This window comes from Actinomycetospora endophytica (genome assembly GCF_021026375.1).
In the GTDB taxonomy this organism is placed as follows: Bacteria; Actinomycetota; Actinomycetes; order Mycobacteriales; family Pseudonocardiaceae; genus Actinomycetospora; species Actinomycetospora endophytica.
Genome location: NZ_JAJNDB010000001.1, coordinates 1,037,595 through 1,061,686, shown reverse-complemented (window position 1 = coordinate 1,061,686; position 24,092 = coordinate 1,037,595). Strand labels below are relative to the sequence as shown.

Below are 24,092 nucleotides of genomic sequence, written 5' to 3'. Positions count from 1 at the left end.
CAATTACTGCTCACGGGCGCGTCAGCGCACCCAGGGCCTTCGCGATCCGCTGCGGTGAGATCGACCCGGCGGTGCCGACCTCCTGGGCGAACCGGCTGACCCGCAGTTCCTGGATCATCGCGGCGACGGCGTCCCAGGCGTCGCGGTCGAACGTGCGCGGCTCCTGCTCCGCCTTCTCCCGACGTGCCCGGTAGTCGGCCGCGACGGCGTGCACCTCGTCGGTCAGCTCGGCGTCGCGTCGCGGGGCGGTGGGCAGCTTCTCCAGCCGCTTCGCCGCCGCGCGCAGCCAGCGCACGACGTCGGGCAGGCGGGTCACCCCGTGCCGGGAGGCGAACCGGCCGCCGACCAGCGCGGACAGCTGCGCCCGGACGTCGTCGAGGGCCGCGTCGAGCATGCCGCTGCCGGGGCGCGCGGCGAGCTCGTCGAGGGCCAGCCGGACGGTGTTCGCCTCGGCCAGCACCGCCTCGGCGCGGGTGAGGACCTCCGCCGCGCCGCCGGCCAGGCGGGCCGTGACGTCGGCGCGCAGCGTCTCGAACGCCGGCGGATTCCACGCCGGTCCGCCGCGGGCGGAGACCAGGCCGTCGATCGCGGCGACCACGCAGTCGTCCGCGAGGTCGGCGACGTCGCGGTACCCCGACTCGGCCATCGACCCGCGCAGCCGCAGCACCGCCCGGTTGTCGAGCGAGCGCACCAGGGCCTTCGCCGGGGAGCTCACCGCGCGCAGCAGCAGCCGCCGGGTGCCGGCGCGCATCGCGTCGCGGGCCTCGAGGGCCGAGTCGAAGACGCCGACCCCGACGCTGCCCGCCGGGTCGGTGCGGGTCCCCTCGTCCACCAGTGCGAGGTGCGCGGTGACGGTGCCGCCGGAGCGTTCCTGTTCCCGCGTCCGCGGCAGCTCGCCGACCTCGGCGAACGACGTGAGCCCGCGCCGCTCCAGTCCGTCGGCCACCTTCGCGACGGCGGCCTTCGTCTCCTGCGCGTACGTGCGCCGCAGCGCGTTCAGGTCCGTGCCGTCGGCGACCGCCGACCCGTCGTCGTCGATCACCTGGAACGTGAGTCGCAGGTGCGACGGGAGCCCGGCGACGTTCCACGCGTCGACCGGCACGTCGACGCCGGAGAGGCGCTTGACCGCGTCGGAGACGGCGCCCAGCAGCGGTTCGCCGTCGGCGGGTCGCCGGTCGGCCGCCAGCCGGGCGAGCAGCGCCCGGGCGGTGTCCGGGGCGGGGACGAGCGACCGGCGCAGCGGCTTGGGCAGCGAGCGGACCAGCGAGGTCAGCATCTCCTCGCGCAGCCCCGGGACCTGCCACGCCAGGTCCTCGGCGCGGACCTGCCCGAGCACCGCGAGCGGGACGGTCACCGTGACGCCGTCGTGCTCCGCGCCCGGTTCGAAGGCGTAGGACAGCGGCAGCGTCAGGCCGCCCGCGCGCCACTCGTCGGGGTACGCCTCGGCGTCGGGAGCCTCGTGGGCGAGCAGCGCGCGCGGGTCGAGGTCGAGCAGGTGCGGATCCCGGCGGGACGCCTTCTGCCACCAGCGGTCGAAGTGCCGGGCCGAGACCACCGACGCCGGGACCCGCTCGTCGTAGAACCGGAAGATCGTGTCCTCGTCGACCAGCAGCTCGCGGCGGGCGCGGCGCTCCATCTCCGCGACCCGCTCCAGCTCGGCGGCGTTGCGGCGCACGAACGCGTGCCTGCCGTTCCAGTCGCCCTCGACCAGCGCGTGCCGCAGGAACAGCTCGCGTGAGAGCTCCGGGTCGATGCGTCCGAAGTCGACCGAGCGGTCCATCGCCAGCGGCACCCCGAACAGCGTCACCCGCTCCGTGGCGACCGCGCTGCCCCGTCGCTTCGACCAGCGCGGCTCGGAGTAGGTGCGCGTGACGAGGTCCCCTGCCGCCTGTTCGGCCCAGGCGGGATCGATGCCGGCGACGGTGCGGGCCCACAGCCGGGAGGTCTCGACGAGTTCCGCGGCCATGACGAAGGTCGGGGGCCGTTTGGCGAGCGTCGAGCCGGGCCAGACGGCGAACCGGGCGCCGCGGGAGCCCTCGTACTCGGTGATCGGCTTCCGCTTGGGCTTCGGCTGGCCCTGTTTCGGTTTCGGCGGCTCGTGCGCCAGCCCGAGCTGCGAGAGCAGGCCGGTGAGCAGCGCCTGGTGCACCCGGTCGGCCAGGTCCTTGGTGATCTCCTGTCCCGGCTCGTTGCGGGTCAGCCCGAGCTCGTCGCCGAGCTGGCGCAGCTGCGCGGCGAGGTCCTGCCACTCGCGGATGCGCAGGAAGTTCAGGTACTCGGCGGCGCACTGCTTGCGGAACCGGTTGCCGGAGAGCTCGCGGCGGCTGGTCCGGACGTGCTCCCACAGGTGCAGCCACGACAGGAAGTCCGAGCGCGCGTCGGTGAAGCGCGCGTGCGCCGCGTCCGCCTCGGCGATCTTCTCGGTCGGCCGCTCGCGGGGGTCCTGGGCGGAGAGCCCGGCGGCGATCACGGTGACCTCGTGCAGGCAGCCGAGCTGGTCCGCGGCCAGGATCATCCGGGCGATCCGCGGGTCCACCGGCAGCCGCGCGAGGTTGCGCCCGATGTCGGTCAGCCGCGTGGCGTCCCCGTCGACGACGGCCCCGAGCTCGGTGAGCAGCCGGACGCCGTCCCGGATCGCCCGCGTCTCCGGCGGGTCGACGAAGGGGAACTCCTCGATCGGCCCGAGCTTGGCGCCGGCCATCTGGAGGATCACCGACGCGAGGTTGGTGCGCTGGATCTCCGGGTCGGTGAACTCCTGGCGGGCGTCGAAGTCGTCCTCGGAGTAGAGCCGGACGCAGATGCCGTCGGCGACGCGGCCGCAGCGCCCGGCGCGTTGGGTGGCGCTGGCCTGGGAGATCTTCTCGATGGGGAGCCGCTGGACCTTGGTGCGCTGGCTGTAGCGCGAGATGCGGGCGAGCCCGGGGTCGATGACGTAACGGATGCCCGGCACCGTCAGCGAGGTCTCGGCGACGTTGGTGGCGAGGACGATGCGCCGGTGGTTGCTCCGCCCGGGCTCGAACACCCGGTGCTGCTCGGCGGCCGAGAGGCGTGCGTAGAGCGGGAGGACGTCGAGCGGATCGGTCGGTCGGTCCGGGAGCGCGTTCAGGGCGTCGGCGGTGTCGCGGATCTCCCGCTCGCCGGCGAGGAACACGAGCACGTCGCCGCCCGGGCCCTCGCGGCGCAGCTCCTCGACGGCGTCGACGATGCCGTCGAGCTGGTCGCGCTCCTCGGCTGCGCTGCCGTTCCCCGTCGCTCCGCTCGCCCCGCCGGCATCGTCGGGATCGACCAGCGGCCGGTAGCGGACCTCGACGGGGAACGTCCGCCCGGAGACCTCGATGATCGGCGCGTCGCCGAAGTGCTTCGAGAACCGCTCCGGATCGATCGTCGCCGAGGTGATGATCACCTTGAGGTCGGGCCGGCGCGGGAGCAGCTGCGCGAGGTAGCCGAGCAGGAAGTCGATGTTGAGGCTGCGCTCGTGGGCCTCGTCGATGATCAGCGTGTCGTAGCGGCGCAGCAGCCGGTCCTGCTGGATCTCGGCGAGCAGGATGCCGTCGGTCATCAGCTTGACGAGCGTGTCCTCGCTCGCGTGGCTGGTGAAGCGCACCTGGTACCCGACGACGTCGGAGTCCTGCGTCCCGAGCTCCTCGGCCACCCGCTCCGAGACCGTGCGCGCCGCGATCCGCCGCGGCTGGGTGTGCCCGATCGTCCCGAGCACCCCGCGCCCGAGCTCCAGCGCGATCTTGGGCAGCTGCGTCGTCTTGCCCGACCCGGTCTCGCCCGCGACGACCACGACCTGGTGGCTCTCGAGCGCCGCCTTGATGTCGTCGACCCGCTCCGAGATCGGGAGCTGCTCCGGGTACGACACCGCGGGCACCGACGCCCGGCGGCGCTCGAGACGCTGCTCGGCCTTCTCGACGTCGGCCGCGATCCGCTCCAGCGTCCCGGCCCGCTTCGCCTCGTCGGCGATCTTCCGGGTGCCGTCGAGCCGGCGGGCCAGCCGGTGCGCGTCGGCGCCGCCGAGGGCGCGGACACGGGTGGTCAGCTCGCGGTGGTCGATGGTGGGTGTGGTCACTCCGGTCCCGGGGTCGTGAAGCGGTGCTCGTGGATCAGCGCGTGCGTGCGCTCCGGCATTCCATTGTCCCCCGCGGCGCGAGCGGATTCCCGACGACGTCGAGGGGCGGCGGCTCCGTGCGGACGGGGGACGTTGATCAGGAGCACATCACGCCGCGCGGGCGCGCCGGTGTGATGACTGTTGTGCCCCTCGTGGTGTGGGCCGGCCCGGGCGCGTTGATCAGGAGCACGTCACGCACCTCGAGCACGGCTGCTGCCTGCCTCCAGCACCCCTCGCGGGCACCGGCCGCCGGGAAACCCACCGCAGGATGGGCGAGGGAGTCGCTGCACGGCCCGCGGATCGTGATTCGTCCGTGTGGCAACTCCCTGATCATTGACCGGCGTTCGCCGTCCCCCGGCTAGAGGGTGCGCTTGAAGCCGACGTGGCTCGCGGCGAACCCCAGCCGCTCGTAGAAGCGATGCGCCCCCTCGCGCTCCGAGGCGCTCGTCAGCTGCACGAGCCCGCACCCCCGCCGTCGGCACTCGTCGACCGCCCACCCGACCAGCCACGAGCCGAGCCCCCGGCCCTGCGCCGACGCCGCGACGTGCACCGACTCCAGCTGACCCCGCCAGGCGCCTCGTCGCGCCAGGCCGGGCAGGAAGGAGATCTGGAGGGTCCCGACGACGGCCTCGGCGCCGGTGAGCACGACGAGCAACTGGTGCGGGTCGGCGTCGACGGCCGCGAACCCGCGCCCGTAGTCGGCGAGGTCGCCGTCGCCGGAGTCGCCGCGGGCCGCCGTCACCGGGTCGGCGCCCAGGAGTGCGGCCAGCGCCCGGACGTCGTCGGCGACCGCTCGCCGGACGAACAGCGGATCCCCAGCGATCTCACATGTCGCCAGGACGGGTGACAACATATTGTTCCTTCAACCGTGCGAATTCGGTCCCCGCGCCTCCGTGGCGGGTACTCCGATCGTCCCCCCACCATCCGAGAGGACCCCGAATGGCTCACACGACCGGCGCCATGCCTGCCGTGCGCACGTCCGACCCGCTCCTGACGACGCTGCGCGTGTTCGCCGCGCTGACCGTGCTGAACCTGCTCGTGCAGTTCCTCACCGCGGGCGAACTGGTCACCCGGGGCGGCAACGAGGCGGTCGAGCCGATCCACGCCGGCGGGGCCATCGTGCTGCACGTCCTGTCCGGCCTGGCGGCCCTCGCGGCGCTGGCCTACTGGCGGCTGCGCGGGGCGCCGCTGTGGCCCGGGGTCGTCGCCGCGGTGGTCTTCGTCCTGACCTTCGTCCAGGCCTGGTACGGCAGCGGTCGGACCCTCTACATCCACGTCCCGGGGGCGATGATCCTGACGATCGGCGCCGTCGTCGTGGCGGTCTGGGCGTTCCTGCCCACCGCGAGGAACCGCTGACGATTAGGAATCATTAGCTCGGGGCAACAATCGGGTGTGACCCAGGAAACGGTGCGCCCCCGGGGACTCGTCGGCCGGACGTGGATGCGGCTCAGCCACGAGGTGCTCCACCGGGCGGAACCGGTGATGGGGCGGCTCGTGCACCCGGCCCGTCTGGCGTGGCTCGGGCGCGTGCCCGCGGTGCCGGCGTCCGCGGTGCCGCGGCTGCGTTCGCCCGCCCGGCCGTGGACCGCGGCCGTCCCGGAACCGCCCGCGGAGCTGCGGACCCAGCCCGGGATCGGCCGGACGTCCGCGGCGGAGGACGAGGCCGCCCGCGACCGCCCGCTGCACCACTTCTTCGCGCTGCACGCCGATGCCGTCGCGAAGGTGTCCGGGTACCTGTGGCCGGCGCTGGTGTCGGTCGCGCCGCGCCTGGTCCGTTCGACGACGCAGCTGATCGCCTCCCGCAGCGAGCCGGCCGGGCGGGCCACGGCCGAGGATCCGACCACGCTCGCCGGGTCGCTGCGGGCCGAGGCGGCTGCGCTCGGGATCTCGGCGACGGGCGTGACGTCGTACGACCCGCGCTACCAGTTCGCCGAGTTCCCCGGGCCCGAGGTGGGCGACCGCGTCATCGTCTGCATCCTCGAGCAGAACTACGAGGCGACGCAGCGCATCCCGGCCGAGCGCTCCGAGCAGGCGGCCCTCTCGACGTACGCGCAGCTGCAGGACCGGCTCGTCGAGCTCACGCGCTGGCTGCACGCCCGGGGGTTCTCCGCCCGCGCCGAGTCCTACATCGGCGAGTCGATGTTCATCCACTACGCGGTGGCGGCCGGTCTCGGGCAGCTCGGCCTGAACGGCCAGCTGCTCACCCCGCACGCCGGTTCGCGGTGCCGGATCAACGTCATCCACACCGATGCGCCGCTCCCGCTCGACGAGCCCGTCGACTTCGGGATCGAGGGGGTGTGCGACCGCTGCCAGGCGTGCGTCCGGCGCTGTCCCGTCGGGGCGATCCCGGGACGGCGGCGCGAGCACCGCGGCGTCGTCAAGGCGAAGCTCAACACCAAGCGGTGCCTGCCGATCGTCACGCAGGCAGCCGGGTGCTCGGTGTGCATGAAGGTCTGCCCGGTGCAGGCCTACGGGCTGCCGGCCGTGCTCGAGGAGTACGAGCGGTCGGGCGAGATCCTCGGGACGCACACCGACGAGCTCGAGGGCTACGACTGGCCCCTCGACGGCAAGCACTATCCGCCGGGCTCGACGCCGAAGGTCCCGGACGAGGTGGTCCGTCCCGAGGGGTACGCGTTCGACCCGGACCGCACCGACCCGCCGTCGGGCTATCCGGTCCTGGGTGCCTGACGGCATGTGAGCACTCATTGATGCCAGAGCGTCAATGAGTGCTCACAAGCGCGGAGCGCACCTACGCGAGCTGATCACGCCCGTGTTGAACCCGGCCAGGTGCAGGCCGCCGTGGAAGCGGGCGTGCTCGACCTTGAGGCAGCGGTCCATGACGACGGTCAGCCCGGCCGCCTCGCCGCGACGGGCCAGGTCCTCGTCGTAGAGCCCGAACTGCAGCCAGAACGTCGACGCCCCGACGGCGATCGTCTCGTCGAGCACGCCGCCGAGGTCCTCGGGGCGGCGGAACACGTCGACGAGGTCGGGCACCACCGGCAGTGCGGCCAGCGAGGGCCAGACCGGCTTGCCGAGAATCTCGTCCGCGTTCGGGTTGACGAAGTAGACGTCGAACTCGGTCGACGACAGCAGGTAGGTCGCGACGAAGTTCGACGCCCGCGCCGGGTTCGCCGACGCGCCCACCATCGCCACGGTCCTCGTCCGCCGCAGGATCTCCTGGCGCTCCAACGCGCCGGGTCCGGTCCAGGTCGTCGCGGTCACGAGGTCGTCTCCTTCACTGCGGCGGTCAGCGCCTGGTCGAGGTCCCAGAGGATGTCGTCGACGTCCTCGATGCCCACGCTGATCCGGATGAGGTCGGGGCGCACCCCGCCCTCGCGCAGCTGGTCCTCGGAGAGCTGCTGGTGCGTGGTCGACGCCGGGTGCAGCACCAGGGTGCGGGCGTCGCCGATGTTGGCGAGGTGGCTGCACAGCTGCACCGACTCGATGAATCGCTGCCCCGCCTCGCGGCCGCCGCGGACCCCGAACGCGAACACCGACCCGGGCCCCTCCGGCAGGTAGTGCCGCGCCCGTTCGTGATGCGGGTGCGACGCCAACCCGGCGTAGCGGACCCAGTCGACGCGGTCGTCGGCGTCGAGCCACTCCGCGATCCGCTGGGCGTTCGCGACGTGCGCGCGCATCCGCTGCGGCAGCGTCTCCACGCCCTGGAGCAGCAGGAACGCCGAGTGCGGGGAGAGCGTGGCGCCGATGTCGCGCAGCTGTTCGGAGCGCAGCTTGGTGAGGAACCCGTACTCCTGGAAGTTCCCCCACCACGTGAGGTTGCCGTAGGAGGGGATCGGCTCGGTCATCTGCGGGAAGTTCCCGTTGCCCCAGTTGAACCGGCCCGACTCGCAGACCACGCCGCCGAGGGTCGTGCCGTGGCCGCCGAGGAACTTCGTCGCCGAGTGGATGACGATGTCGGCGCCGTGCTCCATCGGCCGGCACAGGTACGGGGTGGCGGTGGTGGCGTCGATGATCAGCGGGACGCCCGCGGAGTGTGCGACCTCGGCGAGCGCGGCGACGTCGGTGACCTCGCCGGACGGGTTGGTGACGAGCTCGGCGAACAGGAACCGGGTCTCGGGCCGGAGAGCGGCCCGGAAGCCCTCGACGTCGTCACCCGCGACGAAGGTGGTGTCGACGCCGAACCGGCGCAGCGTCACGTCGAGCTGGGTGACGGTGCCGCCGTAGAGGCTGGCGGCGCTGACCACGTGGTCGCCCGAGCCCGCGAGGCACGCGAAGGTGAGGAACTCCGCGGCCTGGCCCGACGCCGTGGCCACGGCACCCAGCGCGCCCTCGAGGCTCGCGACCCGCTCCTCGAACGCGGCCACCGTCGGGTTCGCGATCCGGCTGTAGATGTTGCCGTACTTCTGCAGCGCGAAGAGGTTCGCGGCGTCGGCCGTGTCCTCGAAGACGAAGCTCGTCGACTGGTAGATCGGCACCGCACGCGCACCGGTGGCCCCGTCGGGCACGGCGCCGGCGTGCACGGCGCGGGTCGCGAAGCCCCAGGGGCGGTCCTGCTGACGGCCGGATTCCACCCCGCCGTTCTACCGCACGCCGGGCGTCACGACCGACCGGAGACCGCCGTGAAGTACCGGGTCGACGCCGGCCGGAAAAGGAGGACCAGGTAGCCGACGAGCAGCAGCCCCGTGATGACCTGCACCACCGCGACGGCCCCGCCCGCCGGCGTGGGGAGGGTGCTCACCAGCGCCGGGAGCCCGCTGCCCAGCCCGTTCAGGATGCCCAGCCCGGCCCCGACCAGCGTCACGATCCGCGCCCACCCCACACCGGCCCGCATGCGCAGGCCGATCCAGACGCCCGGGATGACGATCAGCGCGGTGACGATCAGCCCGAAGAGCGCCGCCCCGCCGGAGAGCGAGCTCACGGTCCGCAGGACCTGCGCCTGCTGGGCCGGCGGGAGATGCAGGCTCGCGACGTAGGTGGCGTAGTCCGCCGCCGACGGCGGGAAGAGCACCGCGAGGATCTGGCCGACGAGGTACAGCCCGAGCGCCCCGACCCACACCACGAACGCGGTGCGGACCGTGGAGGGCTGCTCGGACGAGTCACCGGGGCCGGACGGGGCAGTCACCCGGCGGAACCTACGACATCGCCGCTACATGCCGTGCATCTTGGCCACGACCTGCAGCATCACCTCGTCCGCGCCCCCGCCGATCGACGTGATCCGCATGTCGCGGACGAACCGCGCGGTCCACGTCTCCTCCATGTAGCCGAGCCCACCGTGGTACTGCAGGCAGGTCCGGGCCACGTCCTCGCAGAGCCGACCGATCGCCAGCTTGGCGACCGTCGCGAAGCGCGAGGTGTCCTCGCCGCGCTCGTAGGCCTCGGCGCACGCGTAGTTGTAGTGCCGGCACATGTCGACGCGGGCGTAGAGCTCGGCGAGCTGGTAGCTCAGGTACTGGTTGTCGATCAGCGGGCCGCCGAACGCGCGGCGGCTCTTGAGGTAGTCGCGGGTGCGGTCCAGGGCCCGCTCGCAGGCGCCGACCCGGCCGTAGCAGGCCACCATCCGCTCGTTCTGGAACTGCGCCATCTGCTGCTGGAATCCGCGACCCGCGGTGCCGATGGTGTTCGAGACCGGCACCCGGACGCCGTCGAACGCGAGCTCCGCGGTGTCGCTACAGCGGTTGCCCAGCTTGTCGAGCTTCCGGGAGACGCTGACCCCGGGCGTCGAGGTCGGGACGATGATCTGGCTCATCCCGCGCGCGCCGCCCTCGTCCGAGGTCCTGGCGAGCAGGCACAGCCAGTCGGCCTGCACCCCGTTGGTGATGTAGAGCTTCGAGCCGTCGATCACCCAGTCGTCGCCGTCCTGCACCGCGCGCGTCCGCAGACCCGCGACGTCGGACCCGGCGTCGGGCTCGGTCACCGCGATCGCCGCGACCATCTCGCCGTCGATCGCCGGGCGCAGGTAGCGCTCCTTGAGCTCGTGGCTCCCGAAGCGGGCCAGCGACGGCGTCGCCATGTCGGTCTGGACGGCGATCGCCATCCCGACCCCGGCCGCGTCGCACCGGCCGATCTCCTCGGCCAGCACCACCGCGAACAGGTGGTCCGCGCCGCCGCCGCCGTAGGCCGGGTCGTACTCCAGACCGAGGTAGCCGAGGGCGCCCATCTTCGCGAACAGCTCGTGGGTGGGCATCGCGCCGTCGCGCTCCCAGGCGTCGACGTACGGGTCGATCTCGCGTTCGACGAACCCGCGCACCGCCTTGCGGAACGCCTGGTGCTCCTCGGTGAACGCCACCATTCAGTGCTCTCCCGTCATGTCCTGCAGGTAGCGGCGGGCCGGTTCCCACCGGTCCAGGTCGGCGCCGGTCGGCGCGTAGAAGGGGATGCGCGCCGCGATGCCGCCGAAGCGGCGCGCGAGCGCCGGGCCCACGTCGTCGGGCTCGGCCACGACGGCGATCGCGTGCAGCACCTCGTCGTCGACCAGGTCGCCCATCGCGTCCCAGTCGCCGTGCTTGGAGAGCCGGTTGAGCTCCGTGGCGAGCTCGCCCCACCCGTGCAGCTCGAGCACTCCCGCGTAGGCGGGCGTCGAGCCGTAGAACGCGACCTGCCGACGGACGTCGCGGACCGAGGCGGCGAACTCCTCCTCCGTGGAGCCGGTCGCGATGAGCGCGGTGCCCGAGAACTCGAACCCGCTGCCGCCCCGCCCGGCCGTCTCGAAGCCCCGCCACAGCGCCGGCAGCGTCACCTCGTGCAGGTAGCGCTCGGTGGTGAAGGCGTGGGCGAGGAACCCGTCGGCGACCTCGCCCGCGACCTCGGTCATCCGCGGCCCGACCCCGGCGAGGTGGATCGGCGGCGTGCCGTACGGGTTGGGCGGCGGCGAGAAGAACGGCGTCATCAGGGTGTGCGTGTAGAACTCGCCGACGAAGCGCAGCGGCTCCCCGTCGTTCCACGTCGCCCAGATCGCGCGGACCGCCTGGATGTACTCGCGCATCCGGTCGGCCGGGCGCGACCACGGCATCGAGAACCGCTTGGTGACGTGCGGCCGGATCTGGGTGCCGAGCCCGAGGACGTAGCGCCCGCCGGAGACCGCGTGCAGGTCGTTGGCGGTGATCGCGGTGGTCATCGGGGTGCGGGCGAACGCGACGGTGATCGCGGTGCCCAGCGTGATCCGCTCGGTGCGGGTGGACGCGAGGGTGAGCCCGACGGTCGGGTCGTGCTGGGTCTCGGCGACCCAGACGGCGTCGTAGCCGCTCTTCTCGGCGCTGACCGCGGCGTCGACGAAGTCGTCGGGGGAGCCGGTCACCAGGGTGGCGTCGACCTTCATCCGTCGAGCCCCAGACGCCCGGCGATGACCTCGTCCATGATCTCGTTCGTCCCTCCGCCGATCCCGAGGATGCGGGCGTCGCGGTAGTGGCGCTCCACCTCGACGCCGTGCAGGTAGCCCGCGCCGCCGTGCAGCTGGACGGCCGCGTCGACCACCTGGTCGCAGGCCTCGACCGCGGCGTTCTTCGCCATCGCGAGCTCGGTGACGACGTCCGCGCCGGCCTCGTACCGGGCGAGCACGTCACGCACGTAGGTCCGGGCCACCGTCGCGCGGCGGGCCATCTGGGCGATCCGGTGCCGGACGACCTGGCGGGAGGACAGCGGCGCGCCGAACGTCTCGCGCTGCCGGGCCCAGGCGATGGTCAGCTCGACGCAGCGCAGCGCCGTCGCGTACGCCTGCACGGCGAGCGAGAGCCGCTCGGAGGCGAACCGCTCCATGATCTGCCGGAACCCGCTGCCCTCGGCGCCGACGAGGTTCGTCGCCGGCACCCGCACCTCGTCGTAGTGGATCGTCGCGGTGTCCGAGCAGTGCCAGCCCATCTTGCGCAACTTCGTGCGTGCGACGCCGGGGCGGTCGGTCTCGACGACGAGCAGCGACACCCCGCGGTGGCCCGGTCCACCGGTGCGGACGGCGGTGGTCACGAAGTCGGCGCGGGCCCCGGAGGTGATGAACGTCTTCTCGCCGGTGACCAGGTAGTCCTCGCCGTCGCGGACCGCGCGGGTGGTGATCCCGGCGACGTCGGAACCGGTGCCGGGCTCGGTGATGCCGAGCGAGCCGATCAGCTCGCCGCGCAGCGTGGGGCGCACGAACCGGTCCACCAGCTCGGTCGAGCCGTTCAGAGCGATGTGCGGCGCCGCGATCCCGTGGGTGAACAGGCCGGCGCAGACCCCGCTCGACCCGCCTGCGAGGATCAGCTCCTCGGCGACGAGCGCGGTGTCGAGGTGCCCGCCGTCCCCGCCCGCGTCCTCCGGGAAGCCGAGCGCGAGCAGACCCAGCTCACCCGACCGCCGGTGCAGCGAGCGCGGCAGCTCGCCCGCGTCCTCCCATGCGTCGAGGTGCGGCACGATCTCCCGCTCGGTGAAGCGCCGCACCAGCGCCCGCAGCTCGCGGCGCTCCGGGGTCTCCCAGGCGTCGTGCGCGCTGACCGGCGGGGAACCGAGCGCCGTCACCGCGAGACTGCCGCGGCCGACCCGGCGAACCGCTCCCGCAGCACCCGCTTGAGCAGCTTGCCGGTGGCGTTGCGCGGCAGCTCCTCGACGACCTCCACCCGCCGGGGCGCCTTGAAGTGGGCGATCCGTGCCCGTGCGAAGGCGATGACCTCGTCGGACGGGGGCGGCGCGGCCGGGTCCGCGGGCACGACGACGGCGAGCACCGCCTCGCCCCACTGCGGGTCCCCGACGCCGACGACGGCGACGTCGGCGACCCCCGGGTGCCGGTGCAGCACCTGTTCGACCTCGACCGGGTACACATTCTCCCCTCCCGTGATGATCATGTCCTTCTTGCGGTCGACGAGGGTGACGAAGCCGCGGTCGTCGCGGGTGCCGAGATCGCCGGAGTGGAACCAGCCCCCACGCATCGCTTCGGCGGTCTCCTGCGGCCGGTTCCAGTAGCCGGCGAACACCGTCGGGCCCCGCAGCACCAGCTCGCCGACCTCCCCGACGGCCACGTCGTCGCCCGCCTCGTCGACCAGGCGCGCGTCCACGTGCAGGAACGGCCGCCCGACCGAGCCGGCGTGGGTGACGACGTCGGCGGCGTCGAGGAACAGCGCACAGGGCGAGAGCTCCGTCATGCCGAAGCCCTCGGTGAAGATCCAGCCCAGTTCCAGGAACCGCTCGATCACGGTCACCGGGCACGGGGCGCCGCCCGAGATCGCGAAGCGCAGCGCGGGGAACGCGCGGTCGTCGAGGTCGGGCACCCGGGTCAGTGCCGCCCACATTGCGGGCACGAGGAACTGGGTGGTCACCCGCTCGGCAGCCATGAGATCCAGGAAGCCGGCCGGGTCGAACGACGGCACGACGACGACGGTGCCGCCCGCGTAGATCAGCGGCAGCGCCGAGAGGCCCAGCGCCCCGATGTGGAACAGCGGCGCCGCGGCGATCGTCACGTCGGTCGAGGCGATGCCCGGGCCGGCGGAGAGCATGTTGATCGCGTTCCACAGCATGTTGTCGTGGGTGAGGACCGCGCCCTTCGGGCGTCCCGTGGTCCCCGACGTGTACATGATCACGCAGGGCTCGGCGCCGCGGTCGGCCGTCGGCTCGGGCTCGCGCCGCACCGCCCCGTCCGGGGTTCCGGCGACGTCCACGAGCTGCGGCGGTGTCGTGAGCAGCGCGCAGCCGGCGTCGGCGAGCGGGGCGAACGCCGTCGAGCGGACCAGCACGCCCGCGCCCGAGTCGGTGAGCACGTACGCGACCTCGGCCGCCGCGAGCCGCATGTTGATCGGTACCGCGATCGCGCCGAGCCGGGCGGCCGCGAAGAGCCACTCCAGGTACCCGGTCGAGTTCTCCCCGAGCAGGGCCACCCGGTCCCCGTGACCGACGCCGAGCGAGGCGAGCCGACCCGCCCGCGCGCCGACGCGCTCGTCGAGCTCCGCGTAGGAGGTGCGGGCGCCGGTCGGTCCGTCGACCAGCGCGACGGCGTCCGGCGAACGCTCCGCCCGACGGGCGACCCATGCCCCGATGCCCTCGTCCATCGCGCCGCCTCCTCGCCGCCCGGTGCCGTGCCATACTTTGCCCGTACGTGCGGTCAGTGAGCAAGCGGTCAGTCAGCGAGGGAGTCCGGCATGGCGGGCCACGCGCGGGGCGGCCGGCGCTCGGAGATCCTCGGGACGTTCACCCGGCACGTCGCCGAGCGGGGGTACGACGGCGCGAACTTCTCCGACGTCGCGGCCGAGCTCGGGATGAGCAAGGGCACGATCGTCCACCACTTCGGGACCAAGGACCGGATGCTCGCCGAGGTCCAGGAGCGCTACATGCGCACCCGGCTCGCGGAGGCGAACGCGCTCTTCGCGCGCCTCCCCGGGGCGGCGGAGCGGATCGCGGCGCTCGTCCACGCCGGCGTCCGCTACTCCGCCGACGAGCCCGCGACGACCGTCGCGTTCCAGCGCGAGGTGGTCCGTCTCGTCGACCGGCCGGGCATGGAGTCCGCCCGGGCGCTGCGCGACGCCTACCGCGATCTCGTCGTCGGTGTGCTGCGCGACGGCGAGGCCGACGGCACCTTCGTGCCCGGGGACGCGCGGCTGCGGAGCCTGCAGATGTTCGGCTCGCTGCACTGGATGTGGACGTGGTTCGACCCCGATGGCCGCCTCGAGCCCGGCGCGGTCGCCGCCGAGTTCGCGCTGACCCTGCTGCGGGGGCTCGGGGTCGCGGAGACGGCGGCCCGGGACGCGGCGGACCCCGCCGGCGCCGTCGCGGCGGCGGTCGACGGGGTCCTCGCGCTGCGGCTCACCGAGCCGGAGCCGACCTCCGCATGAGCCAGTAGACGGCGGCCGCGACGACGAAGCCGACCTCGAAGGCGATGTCCCCGATCTGCGGCACCGCCTGGGCGACGAAGCCGGTGAACGAGGTCTGGTTCGAGAACAGCACGATCGACACGACGATCCCGGCGAGCATCGCGACCGGCCCGGCGACGTTGCGGTGGCTCGTGTCGAACAGCAGCGGCTCGGTGTCCTGACCGCGGCGCAGGTACCAGTCGACGAACACGACCGCGAGCCACGGCCCGATCCAGTACGCGATGATCAGCAGGAAGCCCTCGTACGCCTCGCCCGCGTCGGCCAGGCCGAAGAGCGCCACGACGAAGCCGAGCACGCCGAAGATCCCGACGGCGAGCGCGCGGCGCAGCGTCAGCGGCAGCCGGATGCCGAGCGCGACGAACGACATCGACCCGGAGTAGATGTTGATCGCGTTCGCGGCGACCGCGCCCACCGCGATGCACAGCAGCGTCAGCGCGGCCAGCCAGCCGGGCAGGTGCTCGGTGAACGCGGCGGTCGGGGTGGCGTTCGGGTCGGTGGCGAGGGTGGCCGACGCGGCGCCCACGATCTCGAGGATCAGGCAGGGCACGAACACCCCGAGCCCGGCGGCCCAGCCGACGGCCTTCGGGCTGGCGTCGCGCGGCAGGTAGCGGGTGTAGTCGGTGGCGTAGGGGTTCCAGCCGGCGGCGTACCCGAAGGTCGCGCCGACGGTCAGCAGGAAGCCCGCCGTCGTCCCGGCCGGCTGGCCGTCGGTCGGGACGAAGGATGGGTCGACCTGGGTCAGGATCGTCACCGAGGTGATCGCGAAGACGACGGCGAGCACCGGGAGCACGACCTTCTCGAAACCGTGGATCAGGTTGTGCCCGAGCAGCGCCACCCCGATCTGCACCAGCGCGACGATCAGCAGCCCCAGCCAGGCGGGCATGCCGGTCAGGGTCGAGAGCGCGAGCGCGCCGGACACGCTGTTGACCGCGAACCAGCCGATGCCGCCGACGACCGCGTTGAGCCCGGCCGGCAGCGCGTTGCCGATGAACCCGAACCCGAGCCGCGACAGCACCATCATCGGCACGCCCGCCGCGGGGCCGCGCGACGAGAGCAGCCCGTGGGTCAGCGACCCGAGCGCCGTGCCCACCAGGATCCCGAGGACCGCGCCCCAGAACCCGAGGCTGAAGGCGCTGACCGCGAGCACCCCGACGAAGATCGTCGCGAACTCGAGGTTGGGCGAGCACCACGTCCAGAAGAGCTGGCGGGGCTTCCCGTGCCGCTCGGCGAGCGGGATGAACTCCGCCCCACCCGGTTCGACAGCGACCACGCGGTCGCCGTAGACGCCGTCGCGCAGGACGACGTCGGTGGGCTCGTCGACGATGGACACTCGGGTCTCCGTTTCCGGGGTCTCGGGGTGGACGGTTCAGGGCGTGTGGTGTCGGCTCATTCCGGGCCGCCGATGTCCTCGATCCAGATGTCGGGGAACTCCTCCGCGAACCGGCTCATCAGCTCGGCGCACTCCGGGTCGTCGAGCACCGTGACCTCGACGCCGTGCTCGGCGAGCCACTCGTGCTGCCCGCCGAAGCTCCGGGCCTCCCCGACGACGAGGCGCGGGATGCGGAACTGGCGGATCAGGCCGGCGCAGAAGAAGCAGGGCGAGAGCGTCGTGACCATCGTCGTGCCCGCGTAGTGCGGGAGGCGGCCCGCGGCGCGGAAGGCGGCGGTCTCGCCGTGGGTGGCGGGGTCGCCGTCCTGCACCCGGCGGTTGTGCCCGGCGCCGAGCAGCGTGCCGTCCGCGGCGAACAGCGCTCCCCCGACGGGCACGCCACCGGCCGCCGCGCCGAGACGGGCCTGCTCCAGCGCAACCGCGAGCATCTCGTGCGGACCGGGGATCACGGGCGACACTGTCACCCCTGGCGTCCCGTTCCGAGGTAACAACACCGTTAAAGACACGCCCCGGGGACGTGGCGCGCGCGACCTCCGCACCGCCCGTGACCGCACGCTTCCCCTCCGTGTCCGCCGCGTGAGGACCGCTCCGCCGGGGAACACCCGGACGTGCCCGAGCTTCCCGAGGTCGAGAACGCCCGCCAGGTGCTCGAGAAGGCCCTCGACCGGACGATCACCGACGTCGACGACTCCGACTCCTACGTCTGCCGCCCGCACCGCCCCGGCGAGATCGCCAAGGCCCTCGTCGGCGGGAAGCTGGTCGCGGCGCACCGCCGCGGCAAGACGATGTGGTGCGAGACGGTCACCGCCGACGGCGATCCGGGTCCGCACCTCGGGGTCCACCTCGGGATGGGCGGACGGGTCCGGATCACCGGGCCGGGCGGCGCGCGCGAGGGCGAGCTCGCCGGCGGGCTGCCGAAGAAGTCGGCCGAGGAGAAGCAGAAGGACGAATGGGACCGGGTCACGGTCAGCTTCGACGACGGCGGGTCGTTCCGGCTCTTCGACAAGCGTCGCCTCGGGCGGGTGCGCCTCGAGCCCGACCTCGACGCCCTCGGCCCGGACGCCGCCGAGATCTCCCGCGACGATTTCCGGGCCCGGGTCGGCCGGGGCACCGCGCCGATCAAGGCGCGGCTGCTCGACCAGTCCGTGCTCTCCGGCGTCGGGAACCTGCTCGCCGACGAGACGCTGTGGCAGGCGAAGGTGGACCCGCACCGGCCGTCGGGAACCTTCTCCGAGCCCGAGCTCGACGAACTGCGCCGGGTGCTCCGCAAGGCCACCCGCGCGGCGATCAAGCACGGCGGCGTGCACACCGGCGAGGTGATCCCCCACCGGCAGCGCGACGTGGCCTGCCCGCGGTGCGGCGCGCCGATGGAGCGCGGCACCGTCGGGACCCGCACGACGTGGTGGTGCAGTGCCGAACAGGCATGATCCGGGCGGCGGGTCCTACGCTCGGGGTCCGCGCACCGTCGCCCCGCGGGAGGACACCGTGACCACCGGCCCGTTCATGTCGAACACGCCGATGCCCGCACCGTTCACGTTCGCCGAACTGACGCCGACCGCGTTCCTCGACCGCTCCGAGCACGCCTTCGCCGAGCGCACCGCGATCGTCGACCCCGGAGCGAGCTCGGCGACGGGCGAGTCGCCGGTCGAGCGACGCTTCACCTACCGGCAGTTCGCGGAGCGCTCCCGCCGGCTCGCCGGGGTCGTCGGCGCGCTCGGGGCGAACCCGGGCGACCGCGTCGCGGTGCTGGCGACCAACAGCCACGTCATGCTCGAGGCCCACCACGGCGTGCCCTACGCGGGCGCGGTCCTGGTGCCGTTGAACACGAGGCTCTCCGCCGACGAGCTGATCCACATCGTCGAGCACTCCGGCGCGCGGGTCATGCTCGCGACGACGGAGCTGGCCGAGCTCGCCACCGTCGTCGCCGAGCGCACCGGGGCGACCCTGCTGGTGGAGGGCGCGGAGTACGAGGACCGGCTCGCGTCGGCGGCGCCGAGCGTGGTGCCGGTGGCCGACGAGCGGGGCCTGCTCGCGATCAACTACACGAGCGGGACCACCGGGCGGCCCAAGGGCGTGATGTACCACCACCGCGGGGCCTACCTGCAGGCGCTCGCGATGGCCTTCCACGTGCGGCTCGCCCCGGAGTCCCGGTATCTGTGGACCCTGCCGATGTTCCACTGCGACGGCTGGTGCTTCCCGTGGGCGGTGACCGCGGCGGGTGGCACCCACGTGTGCCTGCGCGCGATCGACGCGGAGGAGATCTGGCGCCTGCTGCGGACCGAGGGGGTCACCCACTTCTGCGCGGCGCCGACCGTCCTGACGATGATCGCCGGTGCCCCGACCGCCGACGGTCCGGCGCTCGACCACCGGGTCACCGTCGCCACCGGTGGCGCGCCGCCGTCGCCGACGCTGCTCTCCCGCATGAGCGACCTCGGCATGGACGTCACCCACCTCTACGGACTCACCGAGACCTACGGACCCGCCGTCGTCAACGACTGGCACCCGGAGTGGGACGAGCTCTCCGGCGAGGAGCGCGCGCGGCTGCAGGCCCGGCAGGGCGTCGGGAACGTCGTCGCGGCGCGGCTGCGGGTCGTCGACGAGACGACGGGCCACGACGTGCCCGCCGACGGCGAATCGATGGGCGAGCTGGTGCTGCGGGGCAACGACGTCATGCTCGGCTACTACCGCGATCCCGCGGCGACGGCGGAGGTCGACGCCGTGGGCTGGTTCCGCACCGGCGACCTCGGTGTCGTGCATCCCGACGGCTACGTCGAGATCCGGGACCGCAGCAAGGACGTGATCATCTCCGGTGGGGAGAACATCGCGTCGGTCGAGGTCGAGCGGGTGCTGGACAGCCACCCGGCGGTGATCGAGTCGGCGGTCGTCGGCGCTCCCGACGAGCGCTGGGGCGAGATCCCGGTCGCCTACGTCAGCGTGCGCGAGGAGGTGGAGCCGGACGCGCTCGTCGAGCACGTCCGGACCCACCTCGCCCGCTACAAGGCGCCGAAGCGCGTGGTGTTCGGTGAGCTGCCGAAGACGTCGACCGGCAAGATCCAGAAGAACGTGCTCCGGGACCAGGAGCGCTCAGCCGGCTGACTCCCGCGGCGACGGCAGTTCCGAGCGCCAGGGTGGGGCGGCGTCGTCGGCGGGCCGGGGCACCGGGATCTGCGCCGGGCCGGGCGTCAGGGCGGGTGACGGTGCGGGCGCGCCGGAGAGCGCGACCTGCCGGGCTCGTCGTTGGGCCCGGGCGATCCGTGCGGCCAGCGCCTCGGCCTCCGCCTGTTGACGTCGACCGGCACGGCGCCCGCGCCACCCGACCGCCGCGGGTGGTCCGATCGGCTCGATGACCGGGGCCGGCGGAATCCCCGGTGTCGGGCCGAGCACGCCCCGGGCCGGCGGTGGCGCGGACATGGTCGTGACGACGGCGGTTGTCGCGGTCAGCGGTGGCCGCGGGTTGACGGCTCGCATCGTGACGATCAGGCGCGGCCGGGCCGTCGGTGCGGCGCCGGCGCCGGCGTCTTCAGCGTCCTCGGGTCGGGTGTGGCGTCCCATCGGTTCTCCCCCTCCAGGACCGTCGTGGGCTGGACATCGGGGTTGGCCGGTCACGCTCCGGTCACACCTCGGTCACGTACTGAATGGATCCCGGACGTCGCGTCAGCCGCTCTGGGCAGCGCGCTGCGGGTCGGGCGGGGCCGGAGCCGGGGACGTCGGTCTCGGGGCCGTCGTGGTGGGCGCGGGCTTGGGCGTCGACGTGGGTGCCGGCGCCTGGGGCGTCTGCGGCGTCGAGGTCGACGGGACGTTGGCCGGTGCGCGGTCGGGGGTCATCACGACGCCGAGACCGATGACGACCAGCGCCACCAGCGCGATGAGCAGGAGTCGGATGACGACGCGCCACATCGCGACGAAGGCCGCGGCGACCAGGACCCCCAGCACGATCAGCCCGGTGCGGTCCGTCGTGGCGCCGGCAGGTGGTGCGTCCGCGGCGGCGAGTTGGAGCGCGAGCAGTGACGGCATGGCGGCCTCCCCGAGGACCGGCTTGTAATACGTAGTCAGCGTACGCATACTCGTCGCCGCGTCAAGTGGTCGGACGTCCGAGGGTCGTCGTATCAGGTCACTCGGCCGTGGGTCGGTTAGGTTGAAGCGCTCCGCCGAGTGACGGAGTGGCGTCCCCGGCGGCGGACGGGCGCGCGAGGGGGAAGCGCAGATGTGTCTGGAGAAGCCGGCCGAGCTGGTGGCGCTCTACGACGAGACAACGCCGATGTTCGCGGCCGTCCGGGAGCTCTTCGGGGTCCCGGATCAGCACGTGCTCGACGTGTCATCGGTCGATCGGGAGTGGACCGACGACGAGCGCGTGGCGGCCACCGCGGCACTCGCACTGCACTACATCCAGTCGCTGCGCCTGCTGGCGAAGCCCGATGTGCGGGTCCGCATCACCAGCATCGTGAACACGTGCGCCTGCCTGCACTCGGTGCTCTCGGATCTGGCGAACGAGTGCGGACGCTTCGACGGGTCGAACCGGGTCTGGCAGATCCGCGACAAGATCGCCATGGCGGCGAACGCCGTAGCCGCCGCGCACGTGAACGCCGGCGGTGGCGAGACCTACGTGCGCTGACGGGTCAGCGGTGGTCGGAGTTCTCCTGGTCCAGGAGCGCCCGCTTGTGGTCGGCGATCTTGGTGGAGGTCCTGGAGCGCTCCTCCATGTACTCCCGGTCCCGCTCGAGCACCTTCTCCACGCCTTCCTGCGCGAGGTACCCACGGGCGGCCGCGAGCGCGGCCTCGCGGACGTACGCCGAGAGCGTGCGTCCGTTCGCGTGCGCCACCGCCTCCAGCAGCGCACGCTCTTCGGGCGCCAACCGGAAGGTCGTCGGCGCCGGGGACTCGGCCATGAACGGACTCCCTCTTCCACCCTCGCCCGCGCAAGGTGGTGCCGAAGCGTAATACGCACTCGGCATACACGCCAGGACGCCACGTGGGCGATCTGCACGTGCAGGGAGAAGTCGTCGACGCCGGTCAGGCGTCGGTGAGGCGGCGGTCAGACGCCGATCGGGAGCCGGTACTCCAGGGGGAAGCCGTGGAGCACCTGCCACGCCATCAACAGCTCGTCGAGGGTCCCGTCACCGCCCCGGCCTGCCGCCCGCTCGGCGAAGAGGTGGCGCACGCGGCGCTGGAGTGCTCGGTCGCAGTACCCCCACTGCCAGGCGTTGTGCATCTGGGCGAGGTAGCTGGTCACGTCGTCCCAGCTCGACGGCTCCGGCGTGTCGTCTGTGGTCATCGAGGGCGACCCTCCCTGAGCGATGAACCGGACCGCGTGTCGGCACGATCCTTCGAGTGCATCGCTGGGGGCTGATGATAGTTTGCTGGTTTGCAAGTTGCACTCTGGATCGAACGAGTCCTGCAAATTGCAGTGTCCGAGTGCGCTGAACCGAACGACCCGCATCCGATCTTGGGGGCCGGATGACCACAGGATCGCCCGGCGTGTCCGGGCCGGTGGTCGTCCGTCGACGCCTCGGTGTGACTCTCCGCCGGCTGCGTGAGGCCGCCGGCCTGCGGCTCGAGCAGGTCGCCGCCGAGCTCGAGGTCTCGCCCGCCAAGATCAGCCGGATCGAGACCGGCCACTCGGCGGCGAAGACCTGGGACGTCCGCAACCTCCTCACGGTGTACGGCGTCGAGGATCCGGATCGGCGTGAGCAGATCCTCGGATGGGTCGAGGAGAGCAAGGCCTTCGGGTGGTGGCATCCGCATTCGGACGTCCTGCCGATGAACCTCGACTACTACATCTCGCTCGAGGCGGAGGCGGCCTCGGTGTCGCTCTACGCCCCCTTGGTGCCGGCTCTGCTCCAGACCCGTTCCTACGCGCGCGCACTGCTGGCCGACCTCTTCGTCGACGTCGACCACATCGGCGAGGGGGACCTCGACCGCCTCGTGGACATCCGGATGGGTCGCCAGGCGGCGCTGCGGCGAGCGGAGAACCCACTCGGAGTCTCAGTGGTCCTCGACGAGGTCGCGCTTCTGCGCATGGTCGGCGGCCCCGAGGTGATGCGGGAGCAACTCATCGCGCTCCAAGACGTGATGGGGAGCGTCGAGGTGCGAGTCCGGCCTCTGACAGCCCCGGTCCGACGCTTCGCGCTCAGTTCCTTCGCGATCTTCCATCCGCGTCTGACCACCGTGGACCACGCCGTCGTGAACATCGAGGCCGCCGGGAGGGACTACTACCTGGAGGAGGCCGCCGACGTGCTGGAGTACCAAGGCGCCTTCCGGGCGTTGTGGACCGAATCCCTCGGGGCTGACGAATCGTTAGCGGCTGTGCGAAGCTTGATCGGTTGAGGGTCCCGGACCCTCGCCCCCGCTCCCCGCCCCCGAGAGGATTCGTCTGTGAACGTCGAGGTCGACCCGCCTTTCCGTAGATCATCGTTCTGCGGCGGCGGCAACTGTGTCGAGGTCGCGATGCTCCCCGGTGGCGATGTCGACGTGCGTGACTCCAAGAACGTGGCCCTCGCTCCCCATCGCTTCACCGCGCAGGAATGGTCAGACTTCGTGCTCGGGGTCAAAGCGGGCGAATTCGACTTTCGGTAGCCGCCCACCGTGCCGGGTGAGCTCCCGCTGGACTCACCCGGCACGTTCGGCCGCGGACCGTCACCACACCTGCTGCTCCCCGCATGCCCCCACGAGATCCGCCGCCAACAGGTCCGGCGCCTGCAGCGACGCGAAATGCCCACCCCGCTCGTACGTCGTCCATCGCACGATCCGATGCGAGCGCTCCGCGAGCCCCCGGATCGTGTTGTCCCCGGGGAAGCACGCGACGGCCGTCGGCACTCCCGAGGACGGCAACCCGCCACCGAACGCCGCGGCCCCTTCCTTGTAGAGCCGCGCCGACGAGCCCGCGGTGCCGGTGAGCCAGGTGATCGTGACGTCGGTGAGGATCGCCGTCGGGTCGTTCGGCGTCTGCACGGTGGCCGCCGGGTCGTAGTCGACGAACCATTCGAGATCCCACGCGAGCAGACCCACGGGCGAGTCGTTCAGCGCGTAGGCGAGCGTCTGCGGCCGGGAGCTCTGGATCGCCGCGTAGCCCTGCCGTTCCCGCCATGCCGCGCCGAGGGCGAACACCCGGGCTGCGTCCTCGGCTGACAGACCCGCCGTCGGGTCGCCCGAGGTCCAGTCCACCGGGGTGACCAGCGCGTTGACGTGCACCATCGCCACGCGGTCCGGAGCTCGACGGGCGACGTGCGGGCCGATCAGCCCGCCCCAGTCGCCGCCCTGCACGACGAAGCGCTCGTACCCGCACCGCGTCATCAGCTCGAGCAGGGTGTCCGCGTGCCGGTCGAGGTCCCAGCCGGTCTCGAGGGTCGGGCCGGAGAAGCCGAAGCCCGGCAGCGACGGCGCGACGACGTGGAACCGCTCCGTGAGCGCCGGGAGGACGCCGAGGAAGTCGGCGACCGTCGAGGGCCAGCCGTGCAGGAGCAGCAGGGGCACCGCGTCGGGCGCCGACGAGCGGGCGTGGACGGCGTGCACCGGTTGCCCGCCGATCGTCGTCATGACCTGCGGCCACGCGTTGAGCCGATCCCGGACCAAAGCCCAGTCGAACTCGTCGCGCCAGAGCCGGACCAGCTCTCCGAGGTACCCCCGGGTCACGCCGTACCCCCAGCCCGCGCCCGACGGCTGGTCGGGGAGGCGGGCGTCCTCCAGCCGACGACGCAGGTCGTCCAGTCGGGCCTGCGGGATGTCGACGGTGAAGGGCTTCAGCTCGGCCATGAGGTCCATGGTCGCGGCCGATGCGGTCAGTTTCCGTCCGCCTCGTCGTCCGGCAACC

General features: G+C 72.8%; 24 protein-coding genes. 8 read left to right on the top strand and 16 right to left on the bottom strand.

Annotation, left to right across the window (positions count from 1 at the left end; genetic code table 11):
* Positions 1-10: 10 nt before the first annotated feature.
* Both hrpA and LQ327_RS05190 read right to left on the bottom strand, forming a co-directional pair.
* Positions 11-4,072: an ATP-dependent RNA helicase HrpA gene (gene hrpA, locus LQ327_RS05195; RefSeq protein WP_230730451.1), complete on the bottom strand. Its 4,062-nt coding sequence runs from the start codon at positions 4,070-4,072 to the stop codon at positions 11-13.
* 397 nt (positions 4,073-4,469) lie between these two features.
* The gene (locus LQ327_RS05190; protein WP_230730450.1) at positions 4,470-4,964 is read right to left on the bottom strand and encodes a GNAT family N-acetyltransferase; all 495 of its coding nucleotides are present in this window, start codon (positions 4,962-4,964) and stop codon (positions 4,470-4,472) included.
* Between the two features lie 86 nt (positions 4,965-5,050).
* Between LQ327_RS05190 and LQ327_RS05185 the strand changes: the two genes are divergently transcribed.
* On the top strand, positions 5,051-5,467 hold the full coding sequence (locus LQ327_RS05185) for a hypothetical protein (protein ID WP_230730449.1): 417 nt from the start codon (positions 5,051-5,053) through the stop codon (positions 5,465-5,467).
* A 36-nt stretch (positions 5,468-5,503) separates the two neighbouring features.
* A complete protein-coding gene (locus LQ327_RS34560) occupies positions 5,504-6,799 on the top strand; it encodes a 4Fe-4S dicluster domain-containing protein (protein ID WP_230730448.1) in 1,296 nt (431 codons plus the stop codon).
* 42 nt (positions 6,800-6,841) lie between these two features.
* Here LQ327_RS34560 and LQ327_RS05175 read toward each other — a convergent pair whose 3' ends face one another.
* The 7 genes from LQ327_RS05175 to LQ327_RS05145 are packed head-to-tail and all read right to left on the bottom strand — an operon-like array spanning position 6,842 to position 14,076.
* Positions 6,842-7,333, bottom strand: coding sequence for a CoA-binding protein (locus LQ327_RS05175; RefSeq protein WP_230730447.1), 492 nt, complete (start codon positions 7,331-7,333; stop codon positions 6,842-6,844).
* The gene (locus LQ327_RS05170; protein WP_230730446.1) at positions 7,330-8,643 is read right to left on the bottom strand and encodes an O-acetylhomoserine aminocarboxypropyltransferase/cysteine synthase family protein; all 1,314 of its coding nucleotides are present in this window, start codon (positions 8,641-8,643) and stop codon (positions 7,330-7,332) included. Before LQ327_RS05170 ends, LQ327_RS05175 begins: the two co-directional genes overlap by 4 nt.
* 26 nt (positions 8,644-8,669) lie before the next feature.
* Positions 8,670-9,194, bottom strand: coding sequence for a hypothetical protein (locus LQ327_RS05165; RefSeq protein WP_230730445.1), 525 nt, complete (start codon positions 9,192-9,194; stop codon positions 8,670-8,672).
* Between the two features lie 24 nt (positions 9,195-9,218).
* Positions 9,219-10,361 carry an acyl-CoA dehydrogenase family protein gene (locus LQ327_RS05160; protein WP_230730444.1) on the bottom strand — a complete coding sequence of 381 codons (1,143 nt, stop codon included), beginning with the start codon at positions 10,359-10,361 and terminating at the stop codon, positions 9,219-9,221.
* Positions 10,362-11,387 (bottom strand): TIGR03617 family F420-dependent LLM class oxidoreductase, encoded by a 1,026-nt coding sequence (locus tag LQ327_RS05155; protein WP_230730443.1) that lies wholly within the window; start codon positions 11,385-11,387, stop codon positions 10,362-10,364.
* Complete coding sequence (locus tag LQ327_RS05150; protein WP_230730442.1) at positions 11,384-12,556, bottom strand: acyl-CoA dehydrogenase family protein; 1,173 nt, start codon at positions 12,554-12,556, stop codon at positions 11,384-11,386. The genes LQ327_RS05155 and LQ327_RS05150 overlap by 4 nt, the downstream gene beginning before the upstream one ends.
* Positions 12,553-14,076, bottom strand: coding sequence for an acyl-CoA synthetase (locus tag LQ327_RS05145; RefSeq protein WP_230730441.1), 1,524 nt, complete (start codon positions 14,074-14,076; stop codon positions 12,553-12,555). The genes LQ327_RS05150 and LQ327_RS05145 overlap by 4 nt, the downstream gene beginning before the upstream one ends.
* Before the next feature lie 90 nt (positions 14,077-14,166).
* Between LQ327_RS05145 and LQ327_RS05140 the strand changes: the two genes are divergently transcribed.
* Entirely contained in the window at positions 14,167-14,856 is a 690-nt protein-coding gene (locus LQ327_RS05140; RefSeq protein WP_230730440.1) for a TetR/AcrR family transcriptional regulator, read from the top strand.
* Here LQ327_RS05140 and LQ327_RS05135 read toward each other — a convergent pair.
* Entirely contained in the window at positions 14,828-16,225 is a 1,398-nt protein-coding gene (locus tag LQ327_RS05135; RefSeq protein WP_230730439.1) for a purine-cytosine permease family protein, read from the bottom strand. The genes LQ327_RS05140 and LQ327_RS05135 overlap by 29 nt on opposite strands.
* Before the next feature lie 56 nt (positions 16,226-16,281).
* Positions 16,282-16,713: a nucleoside deaminase gene (locus LQ327_RS05130; protein WP_269069507.1), complete on the bottom strand. Its 432-nt coding sequence runs from the start codon at positions 16,711-16,713 to the stop codon at positions 16,282-16,284.
* Between the two features lie 180 nt (positions 16,714-16,893).
* Between LQ327_RS05130 and LQ327_RS05125 the strand changes: the two genes are divergently transcribed.
* Both LQ327_RS05125 and LQ327_RS05120 read left to right on the top strand, forming a co-directional pair.
* A complete protein-coding gene (locus LQ327_RS05125; RefSeq protein ID WP_230730438.1) occupies positions 16,894-17,712 on the top strand; it encodes an Fpg/Nei family DNA glycosylase in 819 nt (272 codons plus the stop codon).
* 91 nt (positions 17,713-17,803) lie between these two features.
* Complete coding sequence (locus LQ327_RS05120) at positions 17,804-19,381, top strand: acyl--CoA ligase family protein (protein WP_230733051.1); 1,578 nt, start codon at positions 17,804-17,806, stop codon at positions 19,379-19,381.
* On the opposite strand, the gene LQ327_RS05115 is transcribed toward LQ327_RS05120, so the two are convergent.
* Together LQ327_RS05115 and LQ327_RS05110 are read right to left on the bottom strand one after the other, a co-directional pair.
* Entirely contained in the window at positions 19,370-19,696 is a 327-nt protein-coding gene (locus LQ327_RS05115; protein ID WP_230730437.1) for a hypothetical protein, read from the bottom strand. The two genes, LQ327_RS05120 and LQ327_RS05115, sit on opposite strands and share 12 nt — an antisense overlap.
* 243 nt (positions 19,697-19,939) lie before the next feature.
* The gene (locus tag LQ327_RS05110; RefSeq protein ID WP_230730436.1) at positions 19,940-20,299 is read right to left on the bottom strand and encodes a hypothetical protein; all 360 of its coding nucleotides are present in this window, start codon (positions 20,297-20,299) and stop codon (positions 19,940-19,942) included.
* A 190-nt stretch (positions 20,300-20,489) separates the two neighbouring features.
* Here LQ327_RS05110 and LQ327_RS05105 point away from each other — a divergent pair, with 190 nt between their 5' ends.
* Entirely contained in the window at positions 20,490-20,897 is a 408-nt protein-coding gene (locus LQ327_RS05105; protein ID WP_230730435.1) for a hypothetical protein, read from the top strand.
* 4 nt (positions 20,898-20,901) lie between these two features.
* Here the strand turns inward: LQ327_RS05105 and LQ327_RS05100 are convergent, their stop codons facing one another.
* Both LQ327_RS05100 and LQ327_RS05095 read right to left on the bottom strand, forming a co-directional pair.
* Positions 20,902-21,171 (bottom strand): type II toxin -antitoxin system TacA 1-like antitoxin, encoded by a 270-nt coding sequence (locus LQ327_RS05100; protein ID WP_230730434.1) that lies wholly within the window; start codon positions 21,169-21,171, stop codon positions 20,902-20,904.
* A 146-nt stretch (positions 21,172-21,317) separates the two neighbouring features.
* On the bottom strand, positions 21,318-21,557 hold the full coding sequence (locus tag LQ327_RS05095) for a hypothetical protein (RefSeq protein WP_230730433.1): 240 nt from the start codon (positions 21,555-21,557) through the stop codon (positions 21,318-21,320).
* A gap of 203 nt (positions 21,558-21,760) precedes the next feature.
* On the opposite strand from LQ327_RS05095, the gene LQ327_RS05090 reads away from it, so the two are divergent.
* Positions 21,761-22,609, top strand: a complete 849-nt coding sequence (locus LQ327_RS05090) for a helix-turn-helix domain-containing protein (RefSeq protein ID WP_230730432.1) — start codon at positions 21,761-21,763, stop codon at positions 22,607-22,609.
* Between the two features lie 48 nt (positions 22,610-22,657).
* Positions 22,658-22,858 (top strand): DUF397 domain-containing protein, encoded by a 201-nt coding sequence (locus LQ327_RS05085; protein ID WP_230730431.1) that lies wholly within the window; start codon positions 22,658-22,660, stop codon positions 22,856-22,858.
* Positions 22,859-22,918: 60 nt separating this feature from the next.
* Here LQ327_RS05085 and LQ327_RS05080 read toward each other — a convergent pair whose 3' ends face one another.
* Positions 22,919-24,034 carry an epoxide hydrolase family protein gene (locus LQ327_RS05080; RefSeq protein WP_230730430.1) on the bottom strand — a complete coding sequence of 372 codons (1,116 nt, stop codon included), beginning with the start codon at positions 24,032-24,034 and terminating at the stop codon, positions 22,919-22,921.
* Positions 24,035-24,092: the final 58 nt, after the last annotated feature.